This window comes from Hydrogenophaga sp. Root209, from assembly GCF_001428625.1.
Taxonomy (GTDB): Bacteria; Pseudomonadota; Gammaproteobacteria; order Burkholderiales; family Burkholderiaceae_C; genus Hydrogenophaga.
On record NZ_LMIE01000029.1, the window covers coordinates 1 to 24,475 of the forward strand.

Below are 24,475 nucleotides of genomic sequence, written 5' to 3' on the forward strand. Positions count from 1 at the left end.
GGTGCCGACGACGCCGGCGTTAAACCCCTATCCCCGATCAGTTCAGGTGGGGGAGTTTGAGGTGGCCATAGACGGGGGAATTTGGGTGGCCATCAGGGCACATATCCCCCGTGCACACATCCCAAAGTCTGTCCAAGTGCTCCTCATAGTGGGTGCAAATCAACTTGGCCAGTGCGGGACATAGTGCTAGCGGAATCAATGTCTCCCACTATTTAACGAACTATGAACATCAGAGAACCGGAAGAAGAATTCAACAGAACGTCAGTTGCAAGAGCTGTTTTAAGGGAACGACTAAAAGGGCAAACAACCCTTGAGAGAGGAAGAGAAAGGGCACAAACAGCATTAAGCTGGATGTACAGGTGGGGATGGGCAAGCTCCACAACGTTAGAAATCTTAGTTGGATCTAAAAGATCAGGACTGGCATCTCGCCTGGTTAAGAACAAGCTGGCAGTCATCACAAAGACGAATAGTCGGCGGAACGAGAAATATCTGCCGGGGTCGTTTTTGACGTTGACACACGATGGCAAGCATATGGTTGAGATAAATCGGACGGAACCGATGCAATATGAGCATCGTCCAGACCGGATAAATCAGAACACTCTGCTGCACAACGAGATGGTGCAACGCTTCACAGCAGAGCACTTGGCCTCGGGTGAGATCTTGGATTACTGGTCAGAGAAGGAAATGAGGACAAAGAGTCAAAGTGCAGTAAAGCACCCTGATGCCGTCTGGCTTTACCCTTGTGGAATGAAAGTGTCTATTGAGGTTGAACTCTCACCCAAGTGGGAGCGAGATTTGGATGTCTTTGTTTATTCAACGTTACTCTCATTGAGGACAACAAATGGGTCCGCTAGATTTGACAAGATGCGCTTGATAACAGATGCTCCAGCGATTCTCAAGCGATATAAAGAAGCTTTTAAGCCAGGTGCCAATTTTTGGATTTGGAGAAAAAACGATTCTGGACGCTGGATTGCTGAAGACGAGCTGACCGTGCCGGCTTGGACGCCAGAACGAATAGACTGGAAGCTCGTATAGAACGGTTCTAATTTTTGGTTTTCGCAATGATCGAGGTCCGCCCCAGCTGTAGCCTGCTTTACAGCTGGGGCGGAACACCAGGAACGTGGTCGGTGTCGGATGCAGCTGAAGTCACCGAGGTTAGTAAAACGGGGACACTTGATGCATGTTGAGGACTGTTTCCGCTCAGAAACTGCCAAGGGGTCATGCAAAGGACCCCCCGCAAGAGAAGGTTCTGGGTGTGTGATTCTGGAGAACGCTCCGCATTTACTTATGATTTATAAGGAAAAATTTCATATGTTGCGGTGAAGTCCAGTAATCCCACCTACAAATGGGACGATGCGCTCGCCGATGATTTGCTGCTCAGAAGGTGCGGGCACTCGAGGTTAGTAAAACGGGGACACTTGATGCGTAGCGAGGCCTGTTTCTGCTCAGAAACTTCCACTGGGACATACAAATAGATCTCACCAAAGAAGGTTCGGGACATGTGATTTTGGAAGACCAATCCGCATTCACCTTTGATTTCAAAGGAGAAATCGCCGCTGCTGCGATGAACGCCACTACCCACCCGTGTGGAGTGGGCGATGCACTCGGCCGGTGGTTTGCGGTGCAGAAGGTGCGGTAAGTTGGGGTTAGTAAAACGGGGACACTTGAATTTTTCGGGAAGTGCTCACAGAGGGCCTCTCAGTCGCTGGCACCGAGTGAAAAAATTTTTTTGCTGTATGAACTCAGGCGTATCAACCGCATCCGTCGTGGACTGAAGGCCTGACCCAATAGGTCGTTCTAGGGCCACCCCAGCCCAAAGGGCATAGAGATCGTCAATTGCGCTGCTTTCGATTGGTTGGTGTGCGAACGAAACGGTCGCTGGCGACGCATTACTCGAGCTCCCCCTCGATTGCAGTGTTTCTTCCGGTGATCTCGATTTCAGATCACCAGATGGCCAATCGTTGCAGAGGGCGCGATCGTAGCCTCCATCCCCGCTGTGAACTGGAGGTAGTCGGCCTCCATGCCGTCCGAGAAGATGATGCCGTTGTCCGGCATGCGCGATCGGACCTTGAGCGGCTCGCCAGCTTGCACACGCCCGTAAACCAGCGTGGTCTGTGAGGTCCGTGTCGGAAACGGCTCCCGCACGGCAAACACCAGCGCCCGCTCTTCCCAGGGCATGGGCTGGTAGGCGTCCTCCGACGACGGCGTGCCCAGCGTGCGCTCGATCGCCAACGACCCGGTCACGATGCTCTTGAGCCACGCGGTGGCAGGTGCCAACCAGGACCTCAAACGCCTGGCTGATTTCATTGAGGTGAACCAGGGCCGCATCAGCGACATCACGGTCACGCTGGATTCGCATGCGAGCGTTGTTGTCGAACGCACCACGCGTCCTCGAGCTGCATTGCCTGCGCTCTGGCCATGCAGCTCACAACCCCTCAGCCCACCATCTCGTTCAACAACGTTCAACACTGCGTCCTAGTCTCGGCTGGTGTTGCATGAGAAGGTACGTCACGGGACCCGTGGAGAAGCACCCTCCCCCTCAGCCATCAACAATTTCAGATCAAAGGCTTCAGTACTTGACGTCCGTCCATCGACGCATGCCCCTAAGCCGCTTCCCCAAACAAGCTCATCACCACACCACGAAGCCAGCGGTTGGCCATGTCGTCGTGATTCCTGGTGTGCCAAAACTGCTTGATCTCAAAGTTCGGTGTTTCAAACGGTAGCTCCAACATCTTGAGTCCAGGGCGGTGTGGCGTGTGGCGCACGACGTAGCTCGGCAAAGTTGCCAAAAGCTCTGTGGAGAGCAAGATGTCAGAGACGACCGTGAAGTGAGGCACTCTCAGCGCAATGCGGCGCGTGAGATTTTGGGAAGCAAGGTAGTGCTCGAACAATGTCGTGGTCGATGTTTGTAGTGAAGCAGATCTGGTAGGAGATCCGCCGGGTTCAATCAGAAGGTGCGACTCTGAAATGAACTGAGACGCTGTCAGATGACCCTTGATGCGAGGGTGGTCCTTACGGACCAGACAAACGTAGCTGTCCGAGAACAAGCGCTGCTGATAGAACCCACCCCGAAGACTCGGGAGGTGTCCAATGGCAAGATCAGCCTCCCCATGAACGAATGCTTCCGCATAGGCCTCACGAGGCAGCCCCAGCGCCCTTACGTTGACGGCGGGCGCCTCCTCCCTAAGTCGATTCATGAGACGTGGCAAGTAAACCAACTCACCAATGTCGCTCAACAGTATTTGAAAGGTTTTTTTGCAGGCCTTTGGATCAAATCCGGCTCTTGTTTCAAGAGCACTTTCAAGTAACTGGATACCATCGCGCACTGAGGGAGCCATCGAAACAGCCAAATCTGTTGGCTGCATCCCATTCGGCACCCTAACGAAAAGAGCGTTCCCGGTGATCTTTCGAAGCTTGGCCAGTGAATGGCTCATTGCGGGCTGAGACAGGCCCAGACGAAACCCTGCGCGAGTCAGATTTCCGTCCTCCATGAGGGCATCAAACACACGCAGGAGGTTGAGGTCTACTCCCTCCACATCATTTCGCGCGCGGCGCCTCCACAGGCCTCTCCGAGAAGCGCATCGAAAAATCGATGGCCGTAATGTCTTTGATCAGGGCCCCGACGGAAATTCGATCCACCCCCGTCTCGGCGCACTGGCGAATTGTCCCAAGGGAAACTCCTCCGGAGACTTCCAAGCTGCATCGTCCCGCTGCCAAAGCAACTGCTTCTTTCGTTTGCTCAAGCGACATGTTGTCGAGCAAAACCATGTTGACTCCGGCGTCGATGGCCTCTTGGAGCTGCGTCAATGTCTCCACCTCAACCTGGATGAAGGAAACCTTGTCGGAAAGCTTCTTGGCCGCAGCATAGGCGGCCGTCAGACCTCCACAAGCGGCGATGTGGTTCTCTTTGATGAGAATCGCGTCATAGAGCCCCATTCTGTGGTTGGATCCGCCGCCACAACGCACCGCGTACTTCTGCGCGACTCGCAGTCCAGGAATCGTCTTTCGTGTGTCGAGAACCACAGCATTGGTACCTGCGACGGCTTCCACATACTTGGCGGTCTTCGTAGCCACCGCGCTCAGTGTTTGGAGAAAGTTGAGGCACGTTCGCTCTGCTGTCAGCAGATCGCGTGCGGCTCCGGATATGGCCACGATTGTCTGGCGAGCTGTACAGGTCTCTCCATCTTCGACGAACCATTGAGCAACCGAAGTTGGCGCCACCCGGCGCAGAATTTCATCTACCCACGGACGACCGCAAATGATTGCTTCTTCCCTGCAGATGATCGCGGCTGTGACCATTTGCAGTTCTGGCACGAGAGCTGCGGTCACGTCGCCTGAGCCAACGTCCTCTTGCAAGGCGCGTTCTACATCGAATTGGACTTGGGCGGAAATATCGTTGGCTGTATCTAGCAAGAATGCCTCACTTGGTTTCAGAAATTGAATGCTCTCCAAAAGAGAGTTTGCGGCGAACTACAACGGGTTTCCCACCCATGCGTATCTTGCTCATCCAGTGCGAAAGAGCTGAGTCCAGGTAGTCGGCATGTCCAGGAAACCATTGGCAGAGTTCGCTGCCGAACCTGCGCACGATTGCCGCATTGCCCCCTGACCAAAGCTCCTTCACTTGTTTGAGAGAGCGGAGTACGGCAGCATGTTCGTTCACATGGCATTCACGCGCTGGGTAATCGGTTTCAGCCATCCAACGGTCTTCTGAATTGAAGTGCTCAAGCAAGTGCCGTTCGACCAGCTCAAGGCTCGCTCCGAGCTGGTCATCACTCGCCTTCATCAGTGCGGTCACGACCTCCACAAATTCGCGATGTGAAGCGTCCATTGGGTCGAAGCCCAACAACAGCGAATCATTCCAAACCAGTGGAATTGCGGATAGATGGGAGGCTGTCTGCATGTGGCTCAACTCAGGAGGAGGATGGCAATCACAGTAAGGAAAAGCAGGAGAAGCTTTCGAAAAAATGCTTCATTGACACGGGTTCGAAGCGCTCTTCCCATCAAGAGGCCAGCCCACATCGGAGCCAAGGCAAGAATGGAAAGTCCAATATCTCCAAGGCCGATACGGCCAAAGTAAAGCATGGCGGCATACAGAGGGATGGCGCCGCACAAGTAAATGACACTGATGCTGCCTACGAAGGCCTCCCTGTTCAGTCGCAGGGCCATGAGGTAGGCGATCACCAACGGCCCCGTCAGCGAGGAGATACCTCCAAGCAAACCCGACAATGCTCCGACTCCGATGCCAGCTGCGCCTTCGTGTCGCGGGTGGACTGTGAATTGTGGAGTGAAGGCCATCAACCCCACTGCGATAAGCAGGGAAACAGCCACCATGGTTTCAAGCTCCGAAGGTGACATTGCCAGGGTCAATCTCACCGCGACGATTGTGACCACAAACTGCGTTGCGATCATGCCTGCAAAGCGGCGCAAGTTGCCTCGTAGCCCAGCTCCTTCCCTCGATTGAATCAGGTTCGACAGCAGAACTGGCATCACCATCAAGCCGATTGCTTGACCGATGGGCAGCCACAGTGAGAGCATCGGAACTGTCACCAATGGTAGCCCGACGCCTAGCGCACCCTTGACAGTACCGCCCAGCACAAAGGCGCCAAAAATGAGTAGCCAGGTGTAGTCGGGCACCATCAGAGACTCACGCGCAGCGCCCTAGTGCACAGAGAGTCATTCAGACTTCAAGTTCGCCGCTTTGCCAGCCTTGGACATCAACTCGTTTTCAAGCGCAATCACTCGCCCATACTCTGCTGGCCCAGCACCCACCGGCTCAATCACGGCGGCCTCGAAGGTCTTCACCACTTCGGGCAACTTCACCACCTCTGCTATCTCCTTGCTGATTCGATCGATGGCCGCCTGTGGCGTACCAGGTGCCGCAAGTACACCGACCACGACCGAAAAGTCGAATCCCGGGACCGTTTCCGCGATGGCCGGCACGTCCGGAGCTTGAGGGGAGCGTTTCGGCGCATTGCTTGCCAGCAGTCGCACCTGATTGCTCTTGATGAAGCCCAGAACGGAAGGAAGTGCAGCGACGGAAAAGTCAACCTGGCCCCCAACAAGTGCGGGAGTGGATTGACCCGACCCGCGGTACGGGACATGACGCACGTCGATGTTCAATGCAGCCTTCAGCGCTTCCATCGTCAAGTGGTGAGTGCTTCCAATTCCTGATGAACCGTATGTGAGCTGATCGGGCTTGCTTTTCACCAAGCTCACAAACTCTGCAAATGTATTCACCCCCGTTCTGGGGTGAGCCACGACGAACAAGGGGGAACGAGCAATCATCGAGACGGGAAAAATATCCTTGCCAACTTGGTAGGTCGCTGATTTGTTGATCAAGGGTGTGATGGAAAGCATGGACCCGTCCGTAACGATAAAAGCATGACCGTCACCTGGCGTGCTTTGCAGAAGTGTCTGGTATGCGACCACCCCGTTCCCGCCAGGTCGGTTATCGACCACGACCGACTGGCCCAGTCGATCACCAAGCTGCTTCGCCACAACTCGCGCGACTGAATCAGGGAGACCGCCAGGCGCATATGGCACGATGAATTTCACGGCCTTGGATGGGTAGGCTTGTTGGGCCAGCGAAGTCAGGGGCGCCAGGCAAAAGGCAAGCGCTGCAGTTGCTGCCAGGGTTCTTCGTTGCATTTGATGTCTCCTGATGTGGTTTTGGCGTGAACCGAGCCGGATCGAAGGGAAGACCCATGACGCCGGCAAGTCCGTCACGAATCGTCTGCGTGCACCTGACTTGAACGTCTCGTGCATTTTACTTAGAGGCCTAAGCTTGTGCATTCTTGCAAACCGCTTGATGGTTGTCAACACTGAAAACCCTCTTCTCACCGCTGGTCAGCCGGGTGCGTAGTAAGCCGATGATCTGGCTCGCGGGAGCGCCTCGTGCGTTTCGACCGTCGTGCCAAGCGCGTATGTAACCTGCAACCCGCGCAAGTTGGTCAACGTTCCGAGCAGCTTGGTTTTGTCGGACGCACTCAACGCGGCGTGGCTGCATGGCTGCGGAATGTATGGGCAAAACGGCATCGCAACAGATGGACACAGGCGACTTCAAGACAATCAAGGCGGTCGTCCAAGTTTTCTGGGAATCGCGCTCGGGCGACCCGCGGGTCAGCGGGTAGCGGCCGTGACGAACTTGATGCAGACGGCGAAAATGAATGGTCATGATCCCTACGCCCAAATGCGCGACGTGATGGCAGGCCTGCCCGTGCAGCGCGCTCACGTAAAACTGCCATGAGAGATGACTTGGCGCACCTCTTGCATTTTACTTAGCCACCTAAGATAATGCATCCTCGCAAGCCTGCTAACACTTGTTGGCACCGAAATCCCTCCTTGTGCCGAGAGGGAAAACTCAAGGAATACCCATGTCATCCGATCCTGTTTTTGTAAACCTCGTGGTCGCGAGTGCTGCGCCGGCTGCTCGAGACATCCAACGCTTTGAACTTGTTCATCCCAACGGGGAGTCCCTTCCCCCCTTCACAGCTGGGTCACACATACGCATCAAGACGCCAATTGGCGTCATTCGACAATATTCCTTGAGCAACGACCCTGAAGAGCGCCACCGCTATGTCATTGCCGTAAAGCGCGAACACGATGGCAGAGGCGGTTCAAGGAGCTTGGTTGATACCGTCAAGATCGGTCACACCGTGGAGGTGGGTCTCCCCGAGAATCTTTTCGAGCTGGATCCCAAGGCGCGCAGCTTCGTGCTGATCGCGGGCGGAATTGGCATCACGCCCATGATGGCCATGGCGCGGCATCTCAGTACGCAGGGGGATCGCCCCTTCAAGCTTTACTACCTGACACGAGACCCCGCAGGAACCGCCTTCCTTGAAGAGTTGCGAGGCGCAGACTTTTCTTCCAGTGTCGTGGTGCACCACGACCTTGGAGATCCGGCCAATGCGTTCGATCTTTGGCCGGTGCTGGAGAAAGCAGGAGCAGCGACGGGCCGCCATGTTTATTTCTGTGGTCCTAAGCCACTGATGGATGCCATCAAGGACATGACGGGTCATTGGCCCAGCAGCACCGTACACTCCGAAAGTTTTGGTGGGGACACGAAGCCCCACGCCGATGACCAGCCGTTTGAGGTGGAACTTAAAAGCAGTGGCCAGAAATTCACAGTACCGGTAGGAAAGTCCATTCTCGACACGCTACGCGCTGATGGGATTCACGTTCCCAGCTCTTGTGAAAGCGGTACTTGTGGCTCGTGCAAGACACGGCTCCTCCAGGGAGAAGCCGATCATCGAGATCTTGTATTGCTGGAAGAGGAGAAGTCGGATCACATCATGGTCTGCGTCTCAAGAGCCAAGTCCTCTACCTTGTTGCTGGATCTATGAACAACGCACGGTCACCGTCAGGTTCTTCCGCACCCATTCGGCTTGGTGTACTCGGACTGGGCAGAGCCTTCACATTGATGCTTCCGACATTCCTTGGAGATCGACGGGTCAAGCTCGTTGCGGCATTTGATCCAAGGCCAGGAGCTCGCACCGCGTTTGAACAGACGTTCGGCGGGACCGCGCATCAATCGCCCGAGGCGCTGTGTGCAGACTCAAGTGTCGAGTGGGTATACATCGCGACCCCGCATCAAATGCATGCAGAGCATGTGGCGCTCGCTGCCAGCCTCGGAAAATCCGCATTGGTCGAGAAGCCCATGGCAATCGATATCGATGACTGCACCCGCATGATTGAGGCCTGTCAGCAATCAGGTGTGCAACTGATCATCGGCCACAGCCACAGTTTTAATGCGCCAGTGCTCCTGGCCCGCCGAATGATCGATTCGGGTGAATTTGGCGAGGCTCGCCTCGTGCATGCGATGCAGTACACCGATTTCCTGTATCGGCCGAGGCGTCCTGAAGAGCTAGATACCTCACGCGGAGGCGGAGTTGTGTTCAGCCAAGCTGCGCACCAGATTGATGTTGTCCGACTGCTGGCAGGCGGACTAACCACGCAGGTGAGAGCAGTAACGGGAGCGTGGGATTCCGCAAGACCGACGGAGGGTGCGTTCTCCGCACTGCTGAACTTCGCCAATGGGGCCTTTGCGAGCGTGACCTACAACGGCTACGGCTTCTACGACACGGACGCGCTCATGGATGGCATTGGCGAGATGGGTCGGCCGAAGGACCCTGGTGCTCATCACCAGACGAAGCAACGGCTCGCAAAAGTTGAGGACGAACTTCAAGAGGCGATACTGAAGGCGGAGCGGAATTTCGGCGGCAGTCTGTATACGGCTCCTCCGGAAACAAGCCCCGAAGCTTGTCAGCATTTCGGCCCGGTGCTCGTGAGCTGCGAAGGCGGTGACCTGCGGCTGACACCCAGCGGCGTTCATGTGTTCGACAAATCCGGCTCTCGACTAGTCAAAGCAACTGTTCCACCGGTTCCCAGAGGTGAAGTGGTGGACGAACTGTGGGGCGTTGCGCGCGAAGGACGGGCTCCGCTCCACAGCGGACCATGGTCTCGGGCGACTCTGGAGGTTTGCCTCGCCATGCTCGAGTCCAGTCGTCGATCAGTGGATATCATGCCGAAGCTTCAAGTTGGCTATCTTCCACCTCCACATGCCTGACACAGAACACACACGACATCTATTGCGACACTGGCGCGAAGCAGTTCCGCAAGACCGCTTGGCACACTTGATTCGAGATGTCTCCCGTGCGCAGATGCGGGCCCTGCAACTGCGCCTGGCCACCCACGGGGTATCGTTTGGGCACTGGACCTTTTTACGAATTCTCTGGATACAAGACGGGTTGACGCAGCGCGAGCTGAGCGACTTGGCTGGCGTCATGGAGCCCACCACGTTTAGCGCAGTCAAAGCCATGGAGAGCATGGGCTTGATCGAGCGACGGCAGTTGGCTGGCAACAGAAAGAACATGCATGTTTTTTTGCTGCCTGCAGGACGATCGCTTGAAAAAGCGCTGGTGCCGCTGGCCGAGGAGGTCAATGGCGTCAGCGTTCAAGGTTTATCCGACCGTTCACTTGCCATCGTGCGGAAATGCCTTCTTTCAATGATCGAAAATCTGGCCGCCGATGAGGCCGCCTCCTCCGACCCGCAAGTTCCAAACGTCAAATAGCGTAGGTTTCGTACGTAGCCGGGTGGAAAATCTCTTCTACTGCCAACCGCCGCGCCGAGAGGCCTTGCGAGTGGTGGTGACGCAGGAAGGTATCAATGGTGGCTTTGTTCTTTGTCACGCCATAGGACCAGTAGTCGTTGCCCATCGTTTCGCGAGCCGCTTTCAATTGCTCTTCCACAAAAGGAAGAGTGACCTTCGTTGCAGATGTATCCGACAACGCCTCCAGAGCCGCTGCTTTTGCGTGAGTGAATGCTTTGTACACAGCGCCCGGTAGCCACGGATGCTGTTCCGCCAGGTTCTTTCTGATACCCACCACATGCATGATGGGGAAGATTCCGGTGCGACGGAAATAATCTTTCGCCACAGAGGTTGGATCATCGAAAAGCCAACCCACGTTGGGATTGGCGAGCACCTTGGCACTGGGAGGCCTCGGAGCCATGAACCCATCAATTTCACCAAGATCCAGAAGCTCAGAAATGGTCGTGCCTTCCCTAGCGCTTTCCAGTTTCACGCCGGCAGGAAGAGACAGCGCAATTTTTTCTGGCCGGCCTGCGGTTTCGATACCCCCTCGCACCCATGTCACGTCCTCTGGTGCGACGCCATAGTCATCCTGCAAGAGCGCTCTAGCCCACACGTTCGCACTCAACTGGTACTCAGGCAGCCCGATACGCTTACCTTTAAGTTCTTCAGGACGCTTGATTCTGTCCTTTCGCACATAAATCGATGTGTGCCGAAAGGCTCTCGACAAGAACACGGGAATGGCAACGTAGGGGCAATCACCCTTCGCGGTTTTGACGGCATAGCTCGAGAACGACAGTTCCGATATGTCGAAATCTTGACTTCGCATGGCCCGGAAGAACATTTCTTCCGGGTTCAGATTCATGAAGACGGGGTCGACGCCGTCGATCTGAACTCGCCCATCCAGCAAAGCGCGAGTACGGTCGTAGTCGCCCATTGCGACCGAGAGTTGAAGCTTGCTCATGGTGGACTCAGGTATTGACAGAATAAGAAGGTTCGAGTTCGGGACGTTCAATGCCGTCCGCCCACACATAAGTTGCAGCGTATTCTCGCCAGTCAGTCGTCTTTGGCACCACTGCCTGGAATGAACAGACGCTGGCCGGGATAGCAGCGTCACCGGTTCCAATTGCCGGCTCACCATTTTGGAAAGCACGAACCGCATCCAGCATCTGCTTGCGAAATTCCACCACGGCAATGTCACTGGCACCCAACCGGTCGTTGGTGCGGTCGGCAATGGGACCCATCGTCACCCACATCGCTACGTCCTGATTGGGAAAGCCTTTAATGCCGGTAAAGTTTCCGGCCTTCATGGCTTGCCGGTCCTGCCAGAAGCGGTTTTCTTCGTTGCGCAACGGGCGGTACCTGTCGTCGAGATCAACCCCCACTGTCTGACCGAGGAATTTTCGCCAGGTTTCGGTCTCGGGCGTTTGAGCAGGGTGCCCCCAAGCCAAAAAGTAGAAGGCGGTGTTGGTGTCGTCCATCGGGACGTTCACGTTCGCCACGTTGTACAAGTTGTTGGGGGGGATGAGCGCAGACGCGGGCGCAACGAAAACCGTGGAGCGCACGTAGTCGTGTGAGCTGGCATTCTGAATGGGCCTGCGGATCGCCGCGTAACGGAAACCGTAGCCAGATCGCTGCACCTGCATGCGCGGCGCCTTGTCCGTCGAAGGGCGCAACCAGGCTTTGTCGGTAGCCGCAGCACCGGAGACGCGAGCGGGGACCATATCCGACGAATGCAAACTGGAGCTGTGAGCCGAGTCGATAGCTCCCTCAAGAATCTGAGCCCAGTTGCAAGGAAGAATGACCTTTGCGATTGACACCCGAGTGTCTTGCGTCGGCGCCCATGGCGGTGGCGCGAATTCGGGAACGCTCTCCGATGGTCCAAACCAGGACCAAACAAAACCACCCCATTCCCTCACGGGATATGCCTTGTGCTTCACCTTCTCAGCGAATCCGCTCGCTGCCGGCTCTGACACCATCTCGAGAACGTTGCCTGCGACGTCCATCTTCCAGCCGTGGTACAGGCACCGAAGGCCACCCTCTTCGTTGCGGCCGTAGACCAGGGAGACACGCCTGTGCGGGCACTTTTCGTCGAGAACTCCCACGTTGCCGTCCGTATCTCGAAACACCACCAGATCTTCGCCGTACACACGCGCTTTGATCGGCGGCCCGTCAGGTTCTGAAACTTCTTCGATCAGACACACCGGGGTCCAATGGCGCCTCATCAACTGGCCCATGGGAGCATCGCCAACAACACGACAAAGCAGTTCGTTCTCTTCGGGAGTGATCATGTGCATGCCTCTTGAGGAATACGCGACCAGAGTCAAGTTACTCTGGATCGCATTTGGTTAGTCGTCTAAGTATATTGCCAACCAACGCGTTTTGCAAGCACCTCGCGGGCGTCTACCAGGAGTGCATTGCTTCACACACGACGTCGGTTGCGCAAAGACACGTTCACATTCTTGGTCTGTGAAAATTCATGCAGTTCCTGAAGACATTCCTCGCGGCCGATGCCCGAGCTCTTGTACCCGCCGAAGGGCGCACCAGGAATATGAATGGAAGCATCATTGATCCAGATATACCCAGCCTGGATCTTCTTGGCTGCCCGGTGAGCCGTGACAAGGTCCCGGGTCCAGATGGACGCGGTCAGGCCAAACTCAACACCATTGACAATCGCCATCATCTCGTCTTCGCGGCTCCACTTCATAGCGGAAAGCACGGGCCCGAAGATCTCTTCGCGCGCCACAGTGTGATGGGGCAGTACGTCGCAAAGGACGGTGGGCTCAATGAAATAGCCACGCTCCAGATCGGCCGGTCGTCCGCCCCCGTGCAGAACGCGCGCCCCTTCGCTGCGTCCCTTGGCAATGTAGAGCAAGCTTTTCGCGTACTGCGCCTTATCGACCAACGCACCCATTGTTGTCTGCATGTGCGTCGCAATTCCAGGCTTGTGCCGCTTGGTGAGTTCGACCGACAGCGCCTCCAGAAATTTCTCGTAAACACTGTCATGGATGAGGAGCCTGCTCGTCGATCCGCAGGATTGCCCACACCAGGTGAAGTTCATGCCACGCACCGCGCCGTACACAGCCTCTTCCAGGTCCGCGTCCGGATAGATCACCATGGCATTTTTTCCACCTAGCTCCAAGAGGCAGTGTTTCATGGTGTCGGCAGAAGAACGCAGGACAGCTTTTCCCGCCTGAACACTGCCAATCAGTCCGACGGCATCCACGTCAGCATGCTGCGCGAGCGTCGCTCCCACCTCCCGTCCACCCACCACACAGTTCAACACGCCAGGGGGAAACACACCGTCCAGCAGTTCCATCAACCGCAGTGTTGAAAGTGGTGCCTGTTCGGGCGGCTTCAGCAGCACGGTATTGCCGGCTGCCAGTGGTGCTGCCATTTTCCCTGCGGCGAACATGAATGGGTGATTGAACGGAAAGATGCGAGCAACGACCCCAAGCGGCTCTCTCAATGTGTAGTTCAACGACTCATTGCCAGTGGGGATGGTCTCACCCTTGTTTTCCAGTACCAACCCAGCGAAGTACTCCAGCTGGGTCGCCGCAATCTCAGCGTCCATTTGCATGGCGTTCACCGGGTTTCCACAATCGGCGGCGTCCACCAGTGCAAGCTCAAGCGCATGAGATCGAATGATGTCTGCTGCTTTGCGCATCAACTTCCCACGGGTCAAAGGCGGGGTCTCTTCCCAAGCGGGAAAGGCCTTCCTGGCCGATGCGATGGCAAACTCGACATCGCCAACTGACGCGACCGAGTAAGTACGAAGGTCCTCCTCGGTGCTGGGGTTGATGCTCGTGGCCACTGTGGTTCCACTTCCGTTCTGCCATTTCCCGTCCCAGTAATGACCGGTTTTGGTCGGCAGAGCGGCATCGACCAAGCCCGTCAAGTCCTGCTTCTGCAGTTCTTGTGGGCCAAGGCTCTTCAAAGCGTCGTCGAACTTGGTCATTTATTCGTCTCCATGTGATCGCGTCATGCCCTGGGACATCGCGGGTGCGTACCCGGGAGCCACAATCGCCTCGACCACCACGGATGCTCCGGTCTTCAATGCCTGGATAGCTTGCGTCAAGACTTGTTCCAGTTCGCTCGCGCTCGTCACTGGGCCAAACGCGGTCAGCCCTTGAGCCCGCGCCATCATGGCGAGGTCGGGTGCGGGGTCGTCAATTCTTTGGCCGATCCACCGGTTCTCCACCGGCCGTTCGCGCTCTTTTGCGACCCGCTCCTGGTGAAGCTCGTCGTTGAAGAACGACCGGTTGTTCACCACCACGGCAAGCAGAGGAATTCTGGCGTGCGCTGCTGTCCAGAAAGCAGATACGCCCATGAGGAAGTCGCCATCACCAATGATGCCTATCGGCAATCGATCGGTACCTTTTAAAGCAAGTGCACTGCCAACGATCATGCCCGGACCTGACCCAATACCGCCGCCGCCGTCGTAACCCAAAAAGTCCAGAGGACTGTCCAGGTCCCACATCTCGCCCGACCAGCTGAGGGGAAGCCGGAGCAAGGAGACGCGCTCTCCTTGAGTGACCCGCCTCAATATGGCAGCCACGTCCTTGACCATCAAAGGGCCGTCTCCATCGGATGCAGAGACAGCCAGCGGGTGAACACCCTCGACCGCTGGCGCTGCATTTTGGCCGAGCGTGGCAGCACCCTCCAACGCCTCCAGCAGCAGCGGTACGACGGTGTCAGGTTCGCAAGGAAAAAACACGTCTGCTGGTGGCAAAGCTTGGTGGTCCATGCTCCAACCGTTGTGAATGTGATGGTCGACAGAGATCTGTATGACTTGGCAGGCAGCATGCTCTTCGCCCCACGCCTGTTTCAATGTACCCGCCAGATCAAGCCAATCTAGGCTCAACACAACATCGGCCGACCGAAGCACCTCTGCACTCGCAGGCGAAAGGAACATTCCAGAAGGCCCAGCGTGCAAGGGGTGCGCCGTCGGGAACGCCGCACCCAGTTTGAGATCCGTGACGACCCGAGCACCCAGCGCTTCTGCAAGCTTCACGCGCTCTTGCCATGCCCGCTCTGACCTGGAGACCCGCCCAGCCAGAATCACGACCCGCTTCGCTTCAGACAGGAGTCGAGTCGCACGTTGAACAGATTGCGCTGTGGGTACCACGGGCGATGGAGGGGCATAGCGTGATGTCTCCGGCACGTCTGGCTTCCTGTTCAACCGCGACTCCTGCAATGCGGCGTCAAAGCAAACGTACACCGGACCACGGGGCGCCGTATTAGCAATTTGGTATGCCCTCAACAATGCCTCTTGAGCAGCGGGAACCGAAGCAGGTTGCGCATCCCATTTGACGAACTGTCGAACCAGAGCGCCTTGATCCGCAGCCGTGTGCAGCCAATCGATCCAAGGCCTCCTGCGCGCTGCATCCACTGGTCCTGTCGCACCCAGAACGATCACGGGCGTCCTGTCCGCCCATGCGTTGAAAATGGCCATGGAGCCGTGCATCAGGCCGACGTTGCTGTGCAAGATGGCGGCCAGTGGTTGCCCCGTCACTTTGGCAAAGCCATGCGCAATGGCCACGGCGTGCTCCTCGTGCAGCACCAGAATCATCTGCGGGTCGGCGTTGCCAAGATGATTGACCAGGCTGTCGTGCAAACCCCGAAAGCTTGCGCCCGGATTCAGCAGCACATACGGTATTCCCAAAGCGCGCACAACGTCGGCGATGGCGTCGCTGCCCCAGGCCACACCATTCGGTTGATGCGACACAGGTTCGTCCCTTCGCGGTCGGGAGTCGATCACTTCAATATGTTCCTGCTTCACGTTCATTACTCCGCTTTGATGCCTGCAGTCTTGATGATCTTGGTCCAACGAACCAGGTCGTCGGCGGCACGCTGGCGCATTTGATCGGGTGTACTCGTCAACACCTCCAAGCCCTGTCCATTCAGACGTGTTACGACGTCGGGCATCGTCAGAATCTTTTGGACAGCTGCGTTGATCTGTCGAATGATCGGTGCTGGCGTTGCCGCTGGAGCACAGAGCCCTAGCCAAATCTCGCTCTCATAGCCAGGCACGCCAGACTCATCAAGGGTTGGCACATCCGGCAGGCTGGGTTGACGCTTCTTGCTGGTCACTCCGATCGCCTTCAGCCGCCCGGATCGAATGTGAGGGATCAGTTGGTTGACGACTCCAACGGTCATCTCCAATTGACCTGCGACGACATCCGCCACTCCAGGTGCGGCACCTCGGTAAGGAATGTGCAAGACCCTGGTGCCTGTCAGGGCCTTGAACATCTCAGCCGACAAATGCTGAGGGCTCCCATTTCCACTGGATGCGTAGCTCAACTGACCAGGTCGCTTCTTCAAATATGCGATGAGCTCCTGAGTATTGTTCGACGGGACGCTGGGGTGGACCACCAGGGCAAGCGCAGTCGTTCCCAACAGAGAAATGGGCGCCAAGTCCTTTTGTGGATCGAATGGCATGCGATCAATCAAGGCTGGGTTCATCGAGTTGATGTTGATATTGGTCAACAACAGGGTGTGTCCGTCTGCTTCGGCACGCACCACATCGGACGCGCCAATATTCCCCGCTGCGCCTGGCTTGTTTTCAACGATCACCGGGTGAGGCCACATCTCCTGAAGCTTTTGTGCAATGGCCCGCGCCATGACATCGTTCGTACCTCCAGGCGTGTAGGGCACGACGATGCGTACTTGCTTGGATGGAAAAGCTCCGGCAGAGACCGTTTGAGCTCGCGCAGAGGTCGGGACCAGGGCGGTGACGCCCGCAGCTTGCAAGACAGTTCGGCGACTTATCTTGTGTTGATTCTCCATTTGCTTTGTCTCCTAAGAAAAAACGAAGAAGGCATGCTATCTTTGATGTTTAGATTGATCAATCTTGATTCTCAAATCAACGTTTATGCAACCAGAAAAAGACTATCTGGGCGCCAAGGAGGCGACCGAACTGCTGGGCATAAAAATCCAAACGCTGTACGCGTATGTCAGCAGAGGAATGGTTCGCAGTTTTTCGGGCAAAGGCACGAGAGCGAAGCTGTACTCACGAGAGGATGTCCAGCGGATCCGCCTTCGAACGATGGCGCAAGCGGGACAAGTGGCGGTCGCTGCATCGGCAATGAATCTGGGCCCCCCCATCGTTCCGACGAGCATCACGGAGATAACGCCGCAGGGGCCCAGCTATCGTGGACAGCTCGCGACCGATCTCGCCCTGAAAGGCGCGACGTTCGAACAAGTTGCAGAGCTTCTGTGGACAGGTCTTTGGCACGAGACCGATCTCCTGTGGAAGGCATCACCCATTACGCCAAGAGACAAAGCATTGTTGCGATCCATTCCCGCAGAGGATGCGCGCCACCAATTGATCGAGATTCTTTCGCTGGTCGCTATGCAGCTTGCCATCGGCCGAGGTCCGCTGAAAGATCGTTTGCGCTCTGGCCGTCCCTTCGATGCCGCTCGAGGAGTTGTCCACGGACTCATCGGCTGCTTTGGTTTTTTGGGAGAAGGCGGCCGATATGAAGAGGCAAAAGGCGGACGCAGCGTCTCACATAGTCTGCTCGTGGCGATGAGCAAGCCGGTCAGCCAAGAAGACCGTCGACTGCTGGACGCAATTTTGGTGCTGCTCGCGGACCATGAGCTGTCCCCCGGAACCTTTGCGGCGCGAATTGCGGCCTCCGCCGGAGCCTCTGTAAACAGTTGCATAGCAGCAGCCATTGCTGCAAGCTCGGGCACGGAGATTGCGCAACGCTACGAGTGGCTGGACGAATTTCAAAAGTCTGCGAAAAGCAGCCCGGCACTGATTTCCAAGGCCCGGAGAACTCTCTCCTCGGGGCAACAGCTACCCGGCTTCAATCACCCTCTGTACCCAGCGGGTGATCCAAGAGCGACAGTGCTGATGGACTTGGTGAGGCAACGATCTTCACGTCCATCGCCCGTCAAGCACGCATTGGCTCTCGTGGACCACCTTCGCATGGAATACGGCATGCAGCCAAGACACGAACTTGCTGTCGTTCTGGCATGCAAATCCATGGGGCTTCCTGACGGCGCCCCCTCGGCACTTTTCGTGCTGGCACGCACAGCTGGATGGGTCGCACATATTCTTGAGCAGCGACTTTCAAACACGATGCTCCGTCCGCGAGCGAAGTATTCATCGAAGATTTGAATCCCACCGGGCACAAAAGAACGCACCGTACCGACGGTCCGCTGAACCCTCTGAGAAATCCCCGCAGCAATAGTGTCTGGAAGGCAAACTCCTGCACGCAGGCCGCACGTCACTCAGGAAGCGTTTCCGCATTCTTAGTGATGCCCCGCGCCCCCCCGGTGCGATCAGCAGAAGCCAGTCCCTTTGGCAATTACCGTCGTTTCATCGCTGCATTGAGAAACGAGTTGTCCACATACGCCGCTGCTGGCCTCAGCGTCTTTCCTTGTGGGCCGAACTTCGCTCGCAGTTGCACAACCTTTTCGACACCTTGCATGTTCAATCGGCCTTGTCGGTAAAAACCATCCTTGGCATCCAACAGAACACGATAGGCAACCTCGGCGGACTGGGCACTTGTGCCTTGCGGCATATTGGCCAGGTAGATACGAATCGCCTCGTCCTTGTTCTTGGGGTCGTACAGCCACTCCACCGAATCAGTGAATGCACGGATGTAGGCAGAAACACGGCGTGGATTTTCGCGTGCCCAACCCTGCCGCACAGCAGCGACCAAGCCCTGATACTCGCCCAACACTTCATTGGCGCGTCCCAGCGTCTTGAACCCCTGCTCCGCGGCATTGACATCAAACGGCGTGATCAGCATCGTTCCCGCATGCTTACGCTGTAGAAGCGCCTGGTAGCGTTGCGACACGCCGCCCGCACGCTCGGTTCGATAGTCACGGTCCAGCTTGAGTCCGTTTCGGTCGAGCATTTCGAGAAGCACGAACGCATAGCCGGTAGTCAACGCGTCCACTGAAAGCGTCTTGCCACGCAAATCTGCGATGCTGGCAATGTCTGGTGCGCCCACCAGACGAAGAAACCCGTTGTCCGCCCCCATCACTGCGACAAGGTCTGGTCCATCAATTCCCGCTTCACCCTGTCCTTCACGGTAAGCGATGACGTTGTCGATGGCGGTCATGGCGAGATCGAAGTCCCCTTGGATCAGGCCTTTGAGCTGGAAAGTCGAGTTTGGCGTTGGCGTTACCTGTACCGCCAAACCTTGCTGGCCAAAATAACCGCGTTGCTGAGCTACCCAGATGGGCCAATTGAACCCACCAGGGAACACGATGACGCGTAGCGGCTCCGGTGTTGCAGGCACTGGCGCCGGAAGCCCCGCGCAGCCGGCGACGAGCATTGCCAGTGCGAATGCGATTGCTGTCCTTCGTTTCATGATGAATGGCCAACAGAGGAATGAGCGCCTGCAGCAGGCGCTGCCGCATCCAGCAGGCCAAGGGTGAACAGAACTCGCAGTTTCATTTTTGTCTCCATGTATTGAAAAAAGCCTTGATCGAGCAGCTCCGACGATCAAGGTGCAGGGAACATTCGCACCTCGCTAGAAGGCGAACACAAGCAACCTCACTTGAGGGGGCATTGCGCAACGTAGGAGTCGGCGTGAGACTTCAAAACGTTTTCGGCAACCAGCTTGAACTCGGGCTTGCCCGCAGCCCCGGCCACCATCTGGAAAACGTGGTAGCTCTGGACCGGGTAGTTGTTTGGGCCAAAGCGGAAATCGCCGCGAAGCGACTTGAACTTCGCCGAGGCAATCGCCTTGGACAACGCTTTGCGGTCATCGGTTTTGCCGCCCGTTGTCTTGACGGCGGCATCAAGCAGCATGGCTGCGTCGTAGCTGAACGCGGCGTACGCGGAGGGCATGCGGTTGAACTTCTTCTCGAACGCTGCGACGAATCGGCGCGACTCCGGATTGGGCATGCCTGGCGTCCAGGTGTCCGCGACAGTGGCCCCAATGGTGGCCGCCCCCATCGCATCGATGGCCGTTCCTTCAATGGTGTTGGTCGTTGCCAAGGGCATTTTCCCAAGGAGGCCAGCCTGTTGAAACTGACGCACGAAAGTCACACCAAGGGCACCCGGGTAGAAAGCAAATGCTGCGTCCGGCTTGCTCGCGTTGAGCTGGGTGAGTTCTGCAGAAAAGTCGAGCTGGTTCAGCGGGGTGTAGATCTCGTCCACGATCTCGCCCTTGTAGAACCGCTTGAGGCCTGAAATCTTGTCTTTTCCGCCCACGAAATTGGGTGTGAGAGTGCTCAAGCGCTTGATGCCCTTGTCCTGCAGATACTTGCCCATCGCCTCGGCTGGGACATCGCTCTGCCAGGAGGTAACGAAAAGGTTGGGCTTGCATTGGGCACCTGCGGTTGGCGATGGTCCTGCAACAGATCCAACGAACGGAACATCGGTTGCCGCGATGCGGCTCTGAAGTGCCATGAGGATGTTTGCGAACGTGAGGCCGGTTACAACGTCGACTTTTTCTTTTTCCAGCAGCTTTGCAAGCGCACCGAGTGCAACCTCAGGCTTCTGTTGATCGTCCTCGCGAATCACGGTCGCTTTGACACCCCCCAACTTGCCATCAAGGTGTTCCAACGCCAACATGAAGCCGTCGATCTGGTCGCGGCCGACTTCCGCAGAGGGCCCGCTCAGCGTGCCGAGGAAGCCCACCTTCACCTCGGCTTTCGCCACCGAACTCAGAGAGATGAGGGATGCGCTCATCGCTGTTATGGCAAAGATTCGTTTCATGATTGTCTCCTTGTAGAACCAATAAAGTGATTTAGATGACGGTGGTCTCGAGCTCGCCAAGACCTTCAATTCGGACCTTCATGACATCTCCGCGTTGCAGAAATGTCCCGGTCTCCATTCCGACCCCGGCAGGCGTTCCCGTGAGAATCACATCGCCAGGGAAAAGCTCGACCCGCGTGCTGAGGTAGGCGATCTGGTCAGCCACGCTGTACAGGTGGTTGCTTGTGTTGGAGTTCTGGCGAATCTCTCCGTTGATCGTCAGACTGATGTCCAACGTCTCCGGTGAGTCGACAAACTCTGCGGGCGTGAGCACTGGACCGAGCGGGCAAGAACCGGAAAAGCACTTGTGGCCAATCCAGTCGAACCGGAATGGGGAGCTTGGATCCACCGAAGCCCGCACCAGGTTGTCCCGTGCGGACAGGTCGTTGGCACAGGTGTAGCCAGCCACGAATTCGAGTGCTCTTTCAACTGAAACGTTGCGTGCCCGCGCTCCGATGACAACGGCCAATTCCGCTTCCCAATCGAGCTTCTCCGTGTGCTTTGGAAATGGGACACGCGCCTTATCGCCCACCACGGTCGCCGGGCCAGGCTTGAGAAAATGCCATGGCTCCACACCCTCCGCCTTCGGGTCCAGCACCAGTTTCATGTTGAAGGCTTTGCTCATGGCCTCAACGTGATCACGGTAGTTGGCCCCGGCGCAATACATGACGCCGGGTCTTGTCAGCGGAGCTCGCAGCTCAAGATCGGAAGCCTTCAGCTGCGCGCCAGCAAATACCGCCAGACCAGCCTGAACGCCCTTCGCGATTTGCCGAAGGCCCTTCTGTGCGGCGGACCAAGTGCCCAGAAGGTCGTCGACAGAGCGACCAATCAAGCTGTTCTCTTGAACAACCTGCGCTGCGGCATCCAGGTCAAACCAATGGCCGTCAATGAGAATGCCCGCTTTGGCGGCCTCACCGCTCATGTAGGAAAACAATTGGTATTTCAAGGTGCTCCTTTTATTTGGACAAAGCCATCCCCCGGGTGCCAACGGGCACCCAAAGTGAATCGGCTTTATGGGGTTTGGGCCGTCCAGGAAGACGGTGTCAGGCGGTGCTGATCACATCAGGCGAGCCGTCTGGTCTGAGAAGCGCATCGACAAGGTGATACCTCCTTCCATCAGTGACCATTTGCGAAGGTCGATGCTGACCACGCCCTCGCGCACGAACGGGTCTTGCTCGAGAATTTTTCTTGCTTCCGCGAGTGATGCCGCGCGCACGATCGTCATGCCCCCCAGCGAACCTGGGGGTGCACCTTCCGCGATGAAGGGACCCGACGCGAAGAGCTCACCGCGTCGCTCTGCGGCGACGGCCCACTCCAAATGCGCCTCCAGCAGCGCTGCAGATTTGGTCAGATCGGCCGGGTTGCGCAGCGCGACAAACAGCGGCTTGTTGAGCATGGCGCGCAGCATGTCCTGCGCAATGGGCGTCAGGTCCATCAATCACGCTCCTCGAAGTTCTGAACAAACTCAGGCGGTGGTGGGGTCTGGGCCCAGACTGCAGTGATTTGTTCCGGTCCCACGTTCATCGGAACCCAGGCGCTGTCATCCTCGGGGATCACATCAATATCCCAGAAATACTCAGCAAGACTGTTCCACGGGTCGCGGATGTAGTGAAAGTAGTTGGAGCCGCCCACGTGACGCCCCAAGCCAAAACCATCCTTGTAGCCCGCGCGCAGCAAGGTCTGCGCACCCAGTTCGATTTCGTCGATGTCTGAGACCTCGAAGCTCAGGTGGTGCAACCCGGTATGGCTGCTCTTGGCGAATGCCAGCATGTGGTGATCGCCACCTGCGCCGCCTCGCAGGAACGCAAGAATGTCGTGCGCGCGATCGGACACCTTCATACCCAACAGCTGGCAGTAGAACCCGACAGAGCGATCGACATCTGGCGTGAACTTGATGAGGTGTCCCAGTCGCCGAGGACGCGCCTTCTTTCCAAGGCTGCTCACATCGCATGCGCGACCCGAACGCCTATAGTTTCCGGGCGCATTGATCTCCGGCGGATTTGGCAACAGCGAGGGCGCTGGCTCCGCGATCTGCACATTTACCCAGTCACCGTGGGGATCCTGGAACCAGATGCCATCCCCAAACTTGAAAGGGCTTGCAACCAGAGGCACACCTGCGCGCTCCAGGTTGCCGATGATGGCCCTCATGCCGTCGGCGTTCGTACCCAGGGACACATAGGACAGCTTCTTGCGAGGACCTTCAATCAGCCTCAGCTGATCCTGCGCCCGTCCCTCACAGCGGAACACCAGGTCGTCTCCGGCGGATCGGGTCTCCAGACCAAAGAGGTCATAGAAGGCACGGCCAACCTCCAGATCCGGCACGGTCATGCCAACGTGCAACAAAGAGCGAATCATCTTGTGAACTTCCTCAACGAATAGGCGAGAAGGCAGCAGGTGTGAGCAACTGGTTCTCTTGCTCGACCACGAACGACACGACCTTGCCAAGGAATGCTCGCCACGCCGGGTTTGCCGAGAGCGCAGCGCGGCGGGTTTGACGGTCCTCAAAGGAATCGAACCCCCAAAGCTGAACCACGCGATTGAGCTCCCCCACCTCTGCCACAAAGTAGCCCAGGAGACGGCCCAATGCTTCAGTTTGTAGGGCGAGGCCCTCTTGCTGATAGACGCTCAGGAACTCGTGGAGGGAGCCTGGCTTGAGGGTGTAGATGCGCTGCTCGACGATCATTTCTGTTCGACCTGGTTGGTTGGTTTGGCGACGGAGTCGGCCTCGATGAGCTGGATGACGGCAGAGATATCAAGATCCTCCATGCCACCTTCGAGTGCTCTGCGGAAATACGGCAGCGCGGCGCTGAACAAAGGAGTTGCACATCCCAACTCGTCAGCCAGGTTGGCACCCATGTCCAGGTACTTTTCCAATGTCTTGAACGGACCGGGTGCCGGCGAAAAGGTACCCTCCGCCATCATGGGTCCACGCACTGTCAGCATGGTTGATCCGCCCGCGCCCTGCCTCAAGACTTCCACCAGTTGCTTGGGATCAAAACCCGCTCGACGCCCCATGTTTACGGCCTCGGCGGCCGCGAGCGTGTGGATGGTGAGCAGGTAGTTGGCAATGAGCTTCACGGCCACTGCAGAGCCAAAGGGGCCTATGTGGAATCGACTGTCCGTGATGCCTTCAAGGACCTTGGAGCACCCATCCAGCACGCTGGCATGACCTCCGATGTACAGCGCCGCCTTGCGCTGGGTGACCAACGCGGGAGATCCAGAAACCTCGACCTCCAGAACCTGAGCTCCGGTGGCTTCAATGCGCAATGCCTGGGCCTGTTTGAACTCACGGGTGTAAGTGCCCAACTCGATCACGGTTTTCCCTGGCGCCAACGCAGCCAGCACGCCCTGGGGGCCGTCCAGAACATCCAATTGCGCCGATTCACCGGGCAAACACAGCAACAGCACGTCGGCCGCCTTCGCCACGTCCGACGGACTCTCCATGGCCTGACCGCCTTGAGCGACAAAGGCCGCGCGGTCGTTGCGCCGGAAGCCAACGACCTTAAATCCGGCACTGATGAGGTTGGCGGCGATGGGGAGGCCAAGCTGGCCGATGCCAATCATGCCGACGACGAGTTCACTCACACTTTGTCTCCTGTTTGTGTCGGTATTTTCGGCAGTCGCTTCGCATGGGTCCATACTGATTCGATAATACGAACGG

23 protein-coding genes are annotated in these 24,475 nt (G+C 57.0%); 5 read left to right on the forward strand and 18 right to left on the reverse strand.

The features are described 5' to 3' along the window. The first annotated feature begins 222 nt into the window (after positions 1–222). Positions 223–1,035 (forward strand): hypothetical protein, encoded by an 813-nt coding sequence (locus tag ASE11_RS25905; protein WP_156406354.1) that lies wholly within the window; start codon positions 223–225, stop codon positions 1,033–1,035. A 903-nt stretch (positions 1,036–1,938) separates the two neighbouring features. On the opposite strand, the gene ASE11_RS13500 is transcribed toward ASE11_RS25905, so the two are convergent. From ASE11_RS13500 to ASE11_RS13525, 6 genes are all read right to left on the reverse strand, one after another. Next, positions 1,939–2,277 carry a hypothetical protein gene (locus ASE11_RS13500; protein WP_056272269.1) on the reverse strand — a complete coding sequence of 113 codons (339 nt, stop codon included), beginning with the start codon at positions 2,275–2,277 and terminating at the stop codon, positions 1,939–1,941. Between the two features lie 326 nt (positions 2,278–2,603). Next, positions 2,604–3,536 carry a LysR family transcriptional regulator gene (locus tag ASE11_RS13505; RefSeq protein WP_056272272.1) on the reverse strand — a complete coding sequence of 311 codons (933 nt, stop codon included), beginning with the start codon at positions 3,534–3,536 and terminating at the stop codon, positions 2,604–2,606. A 1-nt stretch (position 3,537) separates the two neighbouring features. Further along, positions 3,538–4,443, reverse strand: coding sequence for a carboxylating nicotinate-nucleotide diphosphorylase (nadC, locus tag ASE11_RS13510; RefSeq protein ID WP_235501328.1), 906 nt, complete (start codon positions 4,441–4,443; stop codon positions 3,538–3,540). Next, a complete protein-coding gene (locus ASE11_RS13515; RefSeq protein WP_056272275.1) occupies positions 4,421–4,900 on the reverse strand; it encodes a bacteriohemerythrin in 480 nt (159 codons plus the stop codon). The genes nadC and ASE11_RS13515 overlap by 23 nt, the downstream gene beginning before the upstream one ends. A 5-nt stretch (positions 4,901–4,905) precedes the next feature. Continuing rightward, positions 4,906–5,637, reverse strand: a complete 732-nt coding sequence (locus tag ASE11_RS13520) for a sulfite exporter TauE/SafE family protein (RefSeq protein ID WP_056272279.1) — start codon at positions 5,635–5,637, stop codon at positions 4,906–4,908. A 36-nt stretch (positions 5,638–5,673) separates the two neighbouring features. Next, on the reverse strand, positions 5,674–6,648 hold the full coding sequence (locus ASE11_RS13525) for a Bug family tripartite tricarboxylate transporter substrate binding protein (RefSeq protein WP_056272282.1): 975 nt from the start codon (positions 6,646–6,648) through the stop codon (positions 5,674–5,676). Between the two features lie 725 nt (positions 6,649–7,373). On the opposite strand from ASE11_RS13525, the gene ASE11_RS13530 reads away from it, so the two are divergent. From ASE11_RS13530 to ASE11_RS13540, 3 genes are read left to right on the forward strand one after another with little or no spacing between them, the layout of a single operon-like run. Next, the gene (locus tag ASE11_RS13530) at positions 7,374–8,342 is read left to right on the forward strand and encodes a PDR/VanB family oxidoreductase (protein WP_056272285.1); all 969 of its coding nucleotides are present in this window, start codon (positions 7,374–7,376) and stop codon (positions 8,340–8,342) included. Then, positions 8,339–9,565 carry a Gfo/Idh/MocA family protein gene (locus ASE11_RS13535; protein WP_056272287.1) on the forward strand — a complete coding sequence of 409 codons (1,227 nt, stop codon included), beginning with the start codon at positions 8,339–8,341 and terminating at the stop codon, positions 9,563–9,565. Before ASE11_RS13530 ends, ASE11_RS13535 begins: the two co-directional genes overlap by 4 nt. After that, positions 9,558–10,070 (forward strand): MarR family winged helix-turn-helix transcriptional regulator, encoded by a 513-nt coding sequence (locus ASE11_RS13540; RefSeq protein ID WP_056272290.1) that lies wholly within the window; start codon positions 9,558–9,560, stop codon positions 10,068–10,070. The genes ASE11_RS13535 and ASE11_RS13540 overlap by 8 nt, the downstream gene beginning before the upstream one ends. On the opposite strand, the gene ASE11_RS13545 is transcribed toward ASE11_RS13540, so the two are convergent. The 5 genes from ASE11_RS13545 to ASE11_RS13565 all read right to left on the reverse strand — a co-directional run bounded on the left by ASE11_RS13545 (position 10,063) and on the right by ASE11_RS13565 (position 16,877). Then, positions 10,063–11,052, reverse strand: coding sequence for an ABC transporter substrate-binding protein (locus ASE11_RS13545; RefSeq protein WP_056272292.1), 990 nt, complete (start codon positions 11,050–11,052; stop codon positions 10,063–10,065). The two genes, ASE11_RS13540 and ASE11_RS13545, sit on opposite strands and share 8 nt — an antisense overlap. A gap of 7 nt (positions 11,053–11,059) precedes the next feature. Continuing rightward, positions 11,060–12,379, reverse strand: coding sequence for a Rieske 2Fe-2S domain-containing protein (locus ASE11_RS13550; RefSeq protein ID WP_056274095.1), 1,320 nt, complete (start codon positions 12,377–12,379; stop codon positions 11,060–11,062). 131 nt (positions 12,380–12,510) lie between these two features. Continuing rightward, positions 12,511–14,046, reverse strand: a complete 1,536-nt coding sequence (locus ASE11_RS13555) for an aldehyde dehydrogenase family protein (protein WP_082585736.1) — start codon at positions 14,044–14,046, stop codon at positions 12,511–12,513. Then, positions 14,047–15,876, reverse strand: a complete 1,830-nt coding sequence (locus tag ASE11_RS13560) for a thiamine pyrophosphate-binding protein (RefSeq protein WP_056272295.1) — start codon at positions 15,874–15,876, stop codon at positions 14,047–14,049. It lies immediately after the preceding gene. Continuing rightward, entirely contained in the window at positions 15,876–16,877 is a 1,002-nt protein-coding gene (locus ASE11_RS13565) for a Bug family tripartite tricarboxylate transporter substrate binding protein (RefSeq protein ID WP_082585737.1), read from the reverse strand. The genes ASE11_RS13560 and ASE11_RS13565 overlap by 1 nt, the downstream gene beginning before the upstream one ends. A gap of 64 nt (positions 16,878–16,941) precedes the next feature. Here ASE11_RS13565 and ASE11_RS13570 point away from each other — a divergent pair, with 64 nt between their 5' ends. After that, positions 16,942–18,216, forward strand: coding sequence for a citrate/2-methylcitrate synthase (locus tag ASE11_RS13570; protein ID WP_156406356.1), 1,275 nt, complete (start codon positions 16,942–16,944; stop codon positions 18,214–18,216). 190 nt (positions 18,217–18,406) lie between these two features. On the opposite strand, the gene ASE11_RS13575 is transcribed toward ASE11_RS13570, so the two are convergent. The 7 genes from ASE11_RS13575 to ASE11_RS13605 all read right to left on the reverse strand — a co-directional run bounded on the left by ASE11_RS13575 (position 18,407) and on the right by ASE11_RS13605 (position 24,453). Next, complete coding sequence (locus tag ASE11_RS13575; protein ID WP_082585738.1) at positions 18,407–19,420, reverse strand: ABC transporter substrate-binding protein; 1,014 nt, start codon at positions 19,418–19,420, stop codon at positions 18,407–18,409. A 185-nt stretch (positions 19,421–19,605) separates the two neighbouring features. Next, on the reverse strand, positions 19,606–20,775 hold the full coding sequence (locus ASE11_RS13580) for an ABC transporter substrate-binding protein (protein WP_056272305.1): 1,170 nt from the start codon (positions 20,773–20,775) through the stop codon (positions 19,606–19,608). 31 nt (positions 20,776–20,806) lie between these two features. Further along, positions 20,807–21,760, reverse strand: a complete 954-nt coding sequence (locus ASE11_RS13585; protein ID WP_056272309.1) for a fumarylacetoacetate hydrolase family protein — start codon at positions 21,758–21,760, stop codon at positions 20,807–20,809. 111 nt (positions 21,761–21,871) lie between these two features. Continuing rightward, positions 21,872–22,249, reverse strand: coding sequence for a YciI family protein (locus ASE11_RS13590; RefSeq protein ID WP_056272314.1), 378 nt, complete (start codon positions 22,247–22,249; stop codon positions 21,872–21,874). Further along, positions 22,249–23,169: a VOC family protein gene (locus tag ASE11_RS13595; RefSeq protein ID WP_056272318.1), complete on the reverse strand. Its 921-nt coding sequence runs from the start codon at positions 23,167–23,169 to the stop codon at positions 22,249–22,251. Before ASE11_RS13595 ends, ASE11_RS13590 begins: the two co-directional genes overlap by 1 nt. Before the next feature lie 13 nt (positions 23,170–23,182). Next, on the reverse strand, positions 23,183–23,497 hold the full coding sequence (locus ASE11_RS13600; RefSeq protein WP_056272322.1) for an NIPSNAP family protein: 315 nt from the start codon (positions 23,495–23,497) through the stop codon (positions 23,183–23,185). Next, positions 23,494–24,453: an NAD(P)-dependent oxidoreductase gene (locus tag ASE11_RS13605; RefSeq protein ID WP_082585739.1), complete on the reverse strand. Its 960-nt coding sequence runs from the start codon at positions 24,451–24,453 to the stop codon at positions 23,494–23,496. Before ASE11_RS13605 ends, ASE11_RS13600 begins: the two co-directional genes overlap by 4 nt. Between the last annotated feature and the right edge of the window lie 22 nt (positions 24,454–24,475).

What these genes read in the sequence shown, in the direction of transcription:
- ASE11_RS25905 (WP_156406354.1), top strand. Translation starts at nt 223, where the DNA reads ATGAACATCAGAGAACCGGAAGAAGAATTCAACAGAACGTCAGTTGCA.
- ASE11_RS13515 (WP_056272275.1), bottom strand. Translation starts at nt 4,900, where the DNA reads ATGCAGACAGCCTCCCATCTATCCGCAATTCCACTGGTTTGGAATGAT.
- ASE11_RS13520 (WP_056272279.1), bottom strand. Translation starts at nt 5,637, where the DNA reads ATGGTGCCCGACTACACCTGGCTACTCATTTTTGGCGCCTTTGTGCTG.
- ASE11_RS13525 (WP_056272282.1), bottom strand. Translation starts at nt 6,648, where the DNA reads ATGCAACGAAGAACCCTGGCAGCAACTGCAGCGCTTGCCTTTTGCCTG.
- ASE11_RS13530 (WP_056272285.1), top strand. Translation starts at nt 7,374, where the DNA reads ATGTCATCCGATCCTGTTTTTGTAAACCTCGTGGTCGCGAGTGCTGCG.
- ASE11_RS13535 (WP_056272287.1), top strand. Translation starts at nt 8,339, where the DNA reads ATGAACAACGCACGGTCACCGTCAGGTTCTTCCGCACCCATTCGGCTT.
- ASE11_RS13540 (WP_056272290.1), top strand. Translation starts at nt 9,558, where the DNA reads ATGCCTGACACAGAACACACACGACATCTATTGCGACACTGGCGCGAA.
- ASE11_RS13545 (WP_056272292.1), bottom strand. Translation starts at nt 11,052, where the DNA reads ATGAGCAAGCTTCAACTCTCGGTCGCAATGGGCGACTACGACCGTACT.
- ASE11_RS13550 (WP_056274095.1), bottom strand. Translation starts at nt 12,379, where the DNA reads ATGATCACTCCCGAAGAGAACGAACTGCTTTGTCGTGTTGTTGGCGAT.
- ASE11_RS13555 (WP_082585736.1), bottom strand. Translation starts at nt 14,046, where the DNA reads ATGACCAAGTTCGACGACGCTTTGAAGAGCCTTGGCCCACAAGAACTG.
- ASE11_RS13560 (WP_056272295.1), bottom strand. Translation starts at nt 15,876, where the DNA reads ATGAACGTGAAGCAGGAACATATTGAAGTGATCGACTCCCGACCGCGA.
- ASE11_RS13565 (WP_082585737.1), bottom strand. Translation starts at nt 16,877, where the DNA reads ATGGAGAATCAACACAAGATAAGTCGCCGAACTGTCTTGCAAGCTGCG.
- ASE11_RS13575 (WP_082585738.1), bottom strand. Translation starts at nt 19,420, where the DNA reads ATGAAACGAAGGACAGCAATCGCATTCGCACTGGCAATGCTCGTCGCC.
- ASE11_RS13580 (WP_056272305.1), bottom strand. Translation starts at nt 20,775, where the DNA reads ATGAAACGAATCTTTGCCATAACAGCGATGAGCGCATCCCTCATCTCT.
- ASE11_RS13590 (WP_056272314.1), bottom strand. Translation starts at nt 22,249, where the DNA reads ATGGACCTGACGCCCATTGCGCAGGACATGCTGCGCGCCATGCTCAAC.
- ASE11_RS13595 (WP_056272318.1), bottom strand. Translation starts at nt 23,169, where the DNA reads ATGATTCGCTCTTTGTTGCACGTTGGCATGACCGTGCCGGATCTGGAG.
- ASE11_RS13600 (WP_056272322.1), bottom strand. Translation starts at nt 23,497, where the DNA reads ATGATCGTCGAGCAGCGCATCTACACCCTCAAGCCAGGCTCCCTCCAC.
- ASE11_RS13605 (WP_082585739.1), bottom strand. Translation starts at nt 24,453, where the DNA reads ATGGACCCATGCGAAGCGACTGCCGAAAATACCGACACAAACAGGAGA.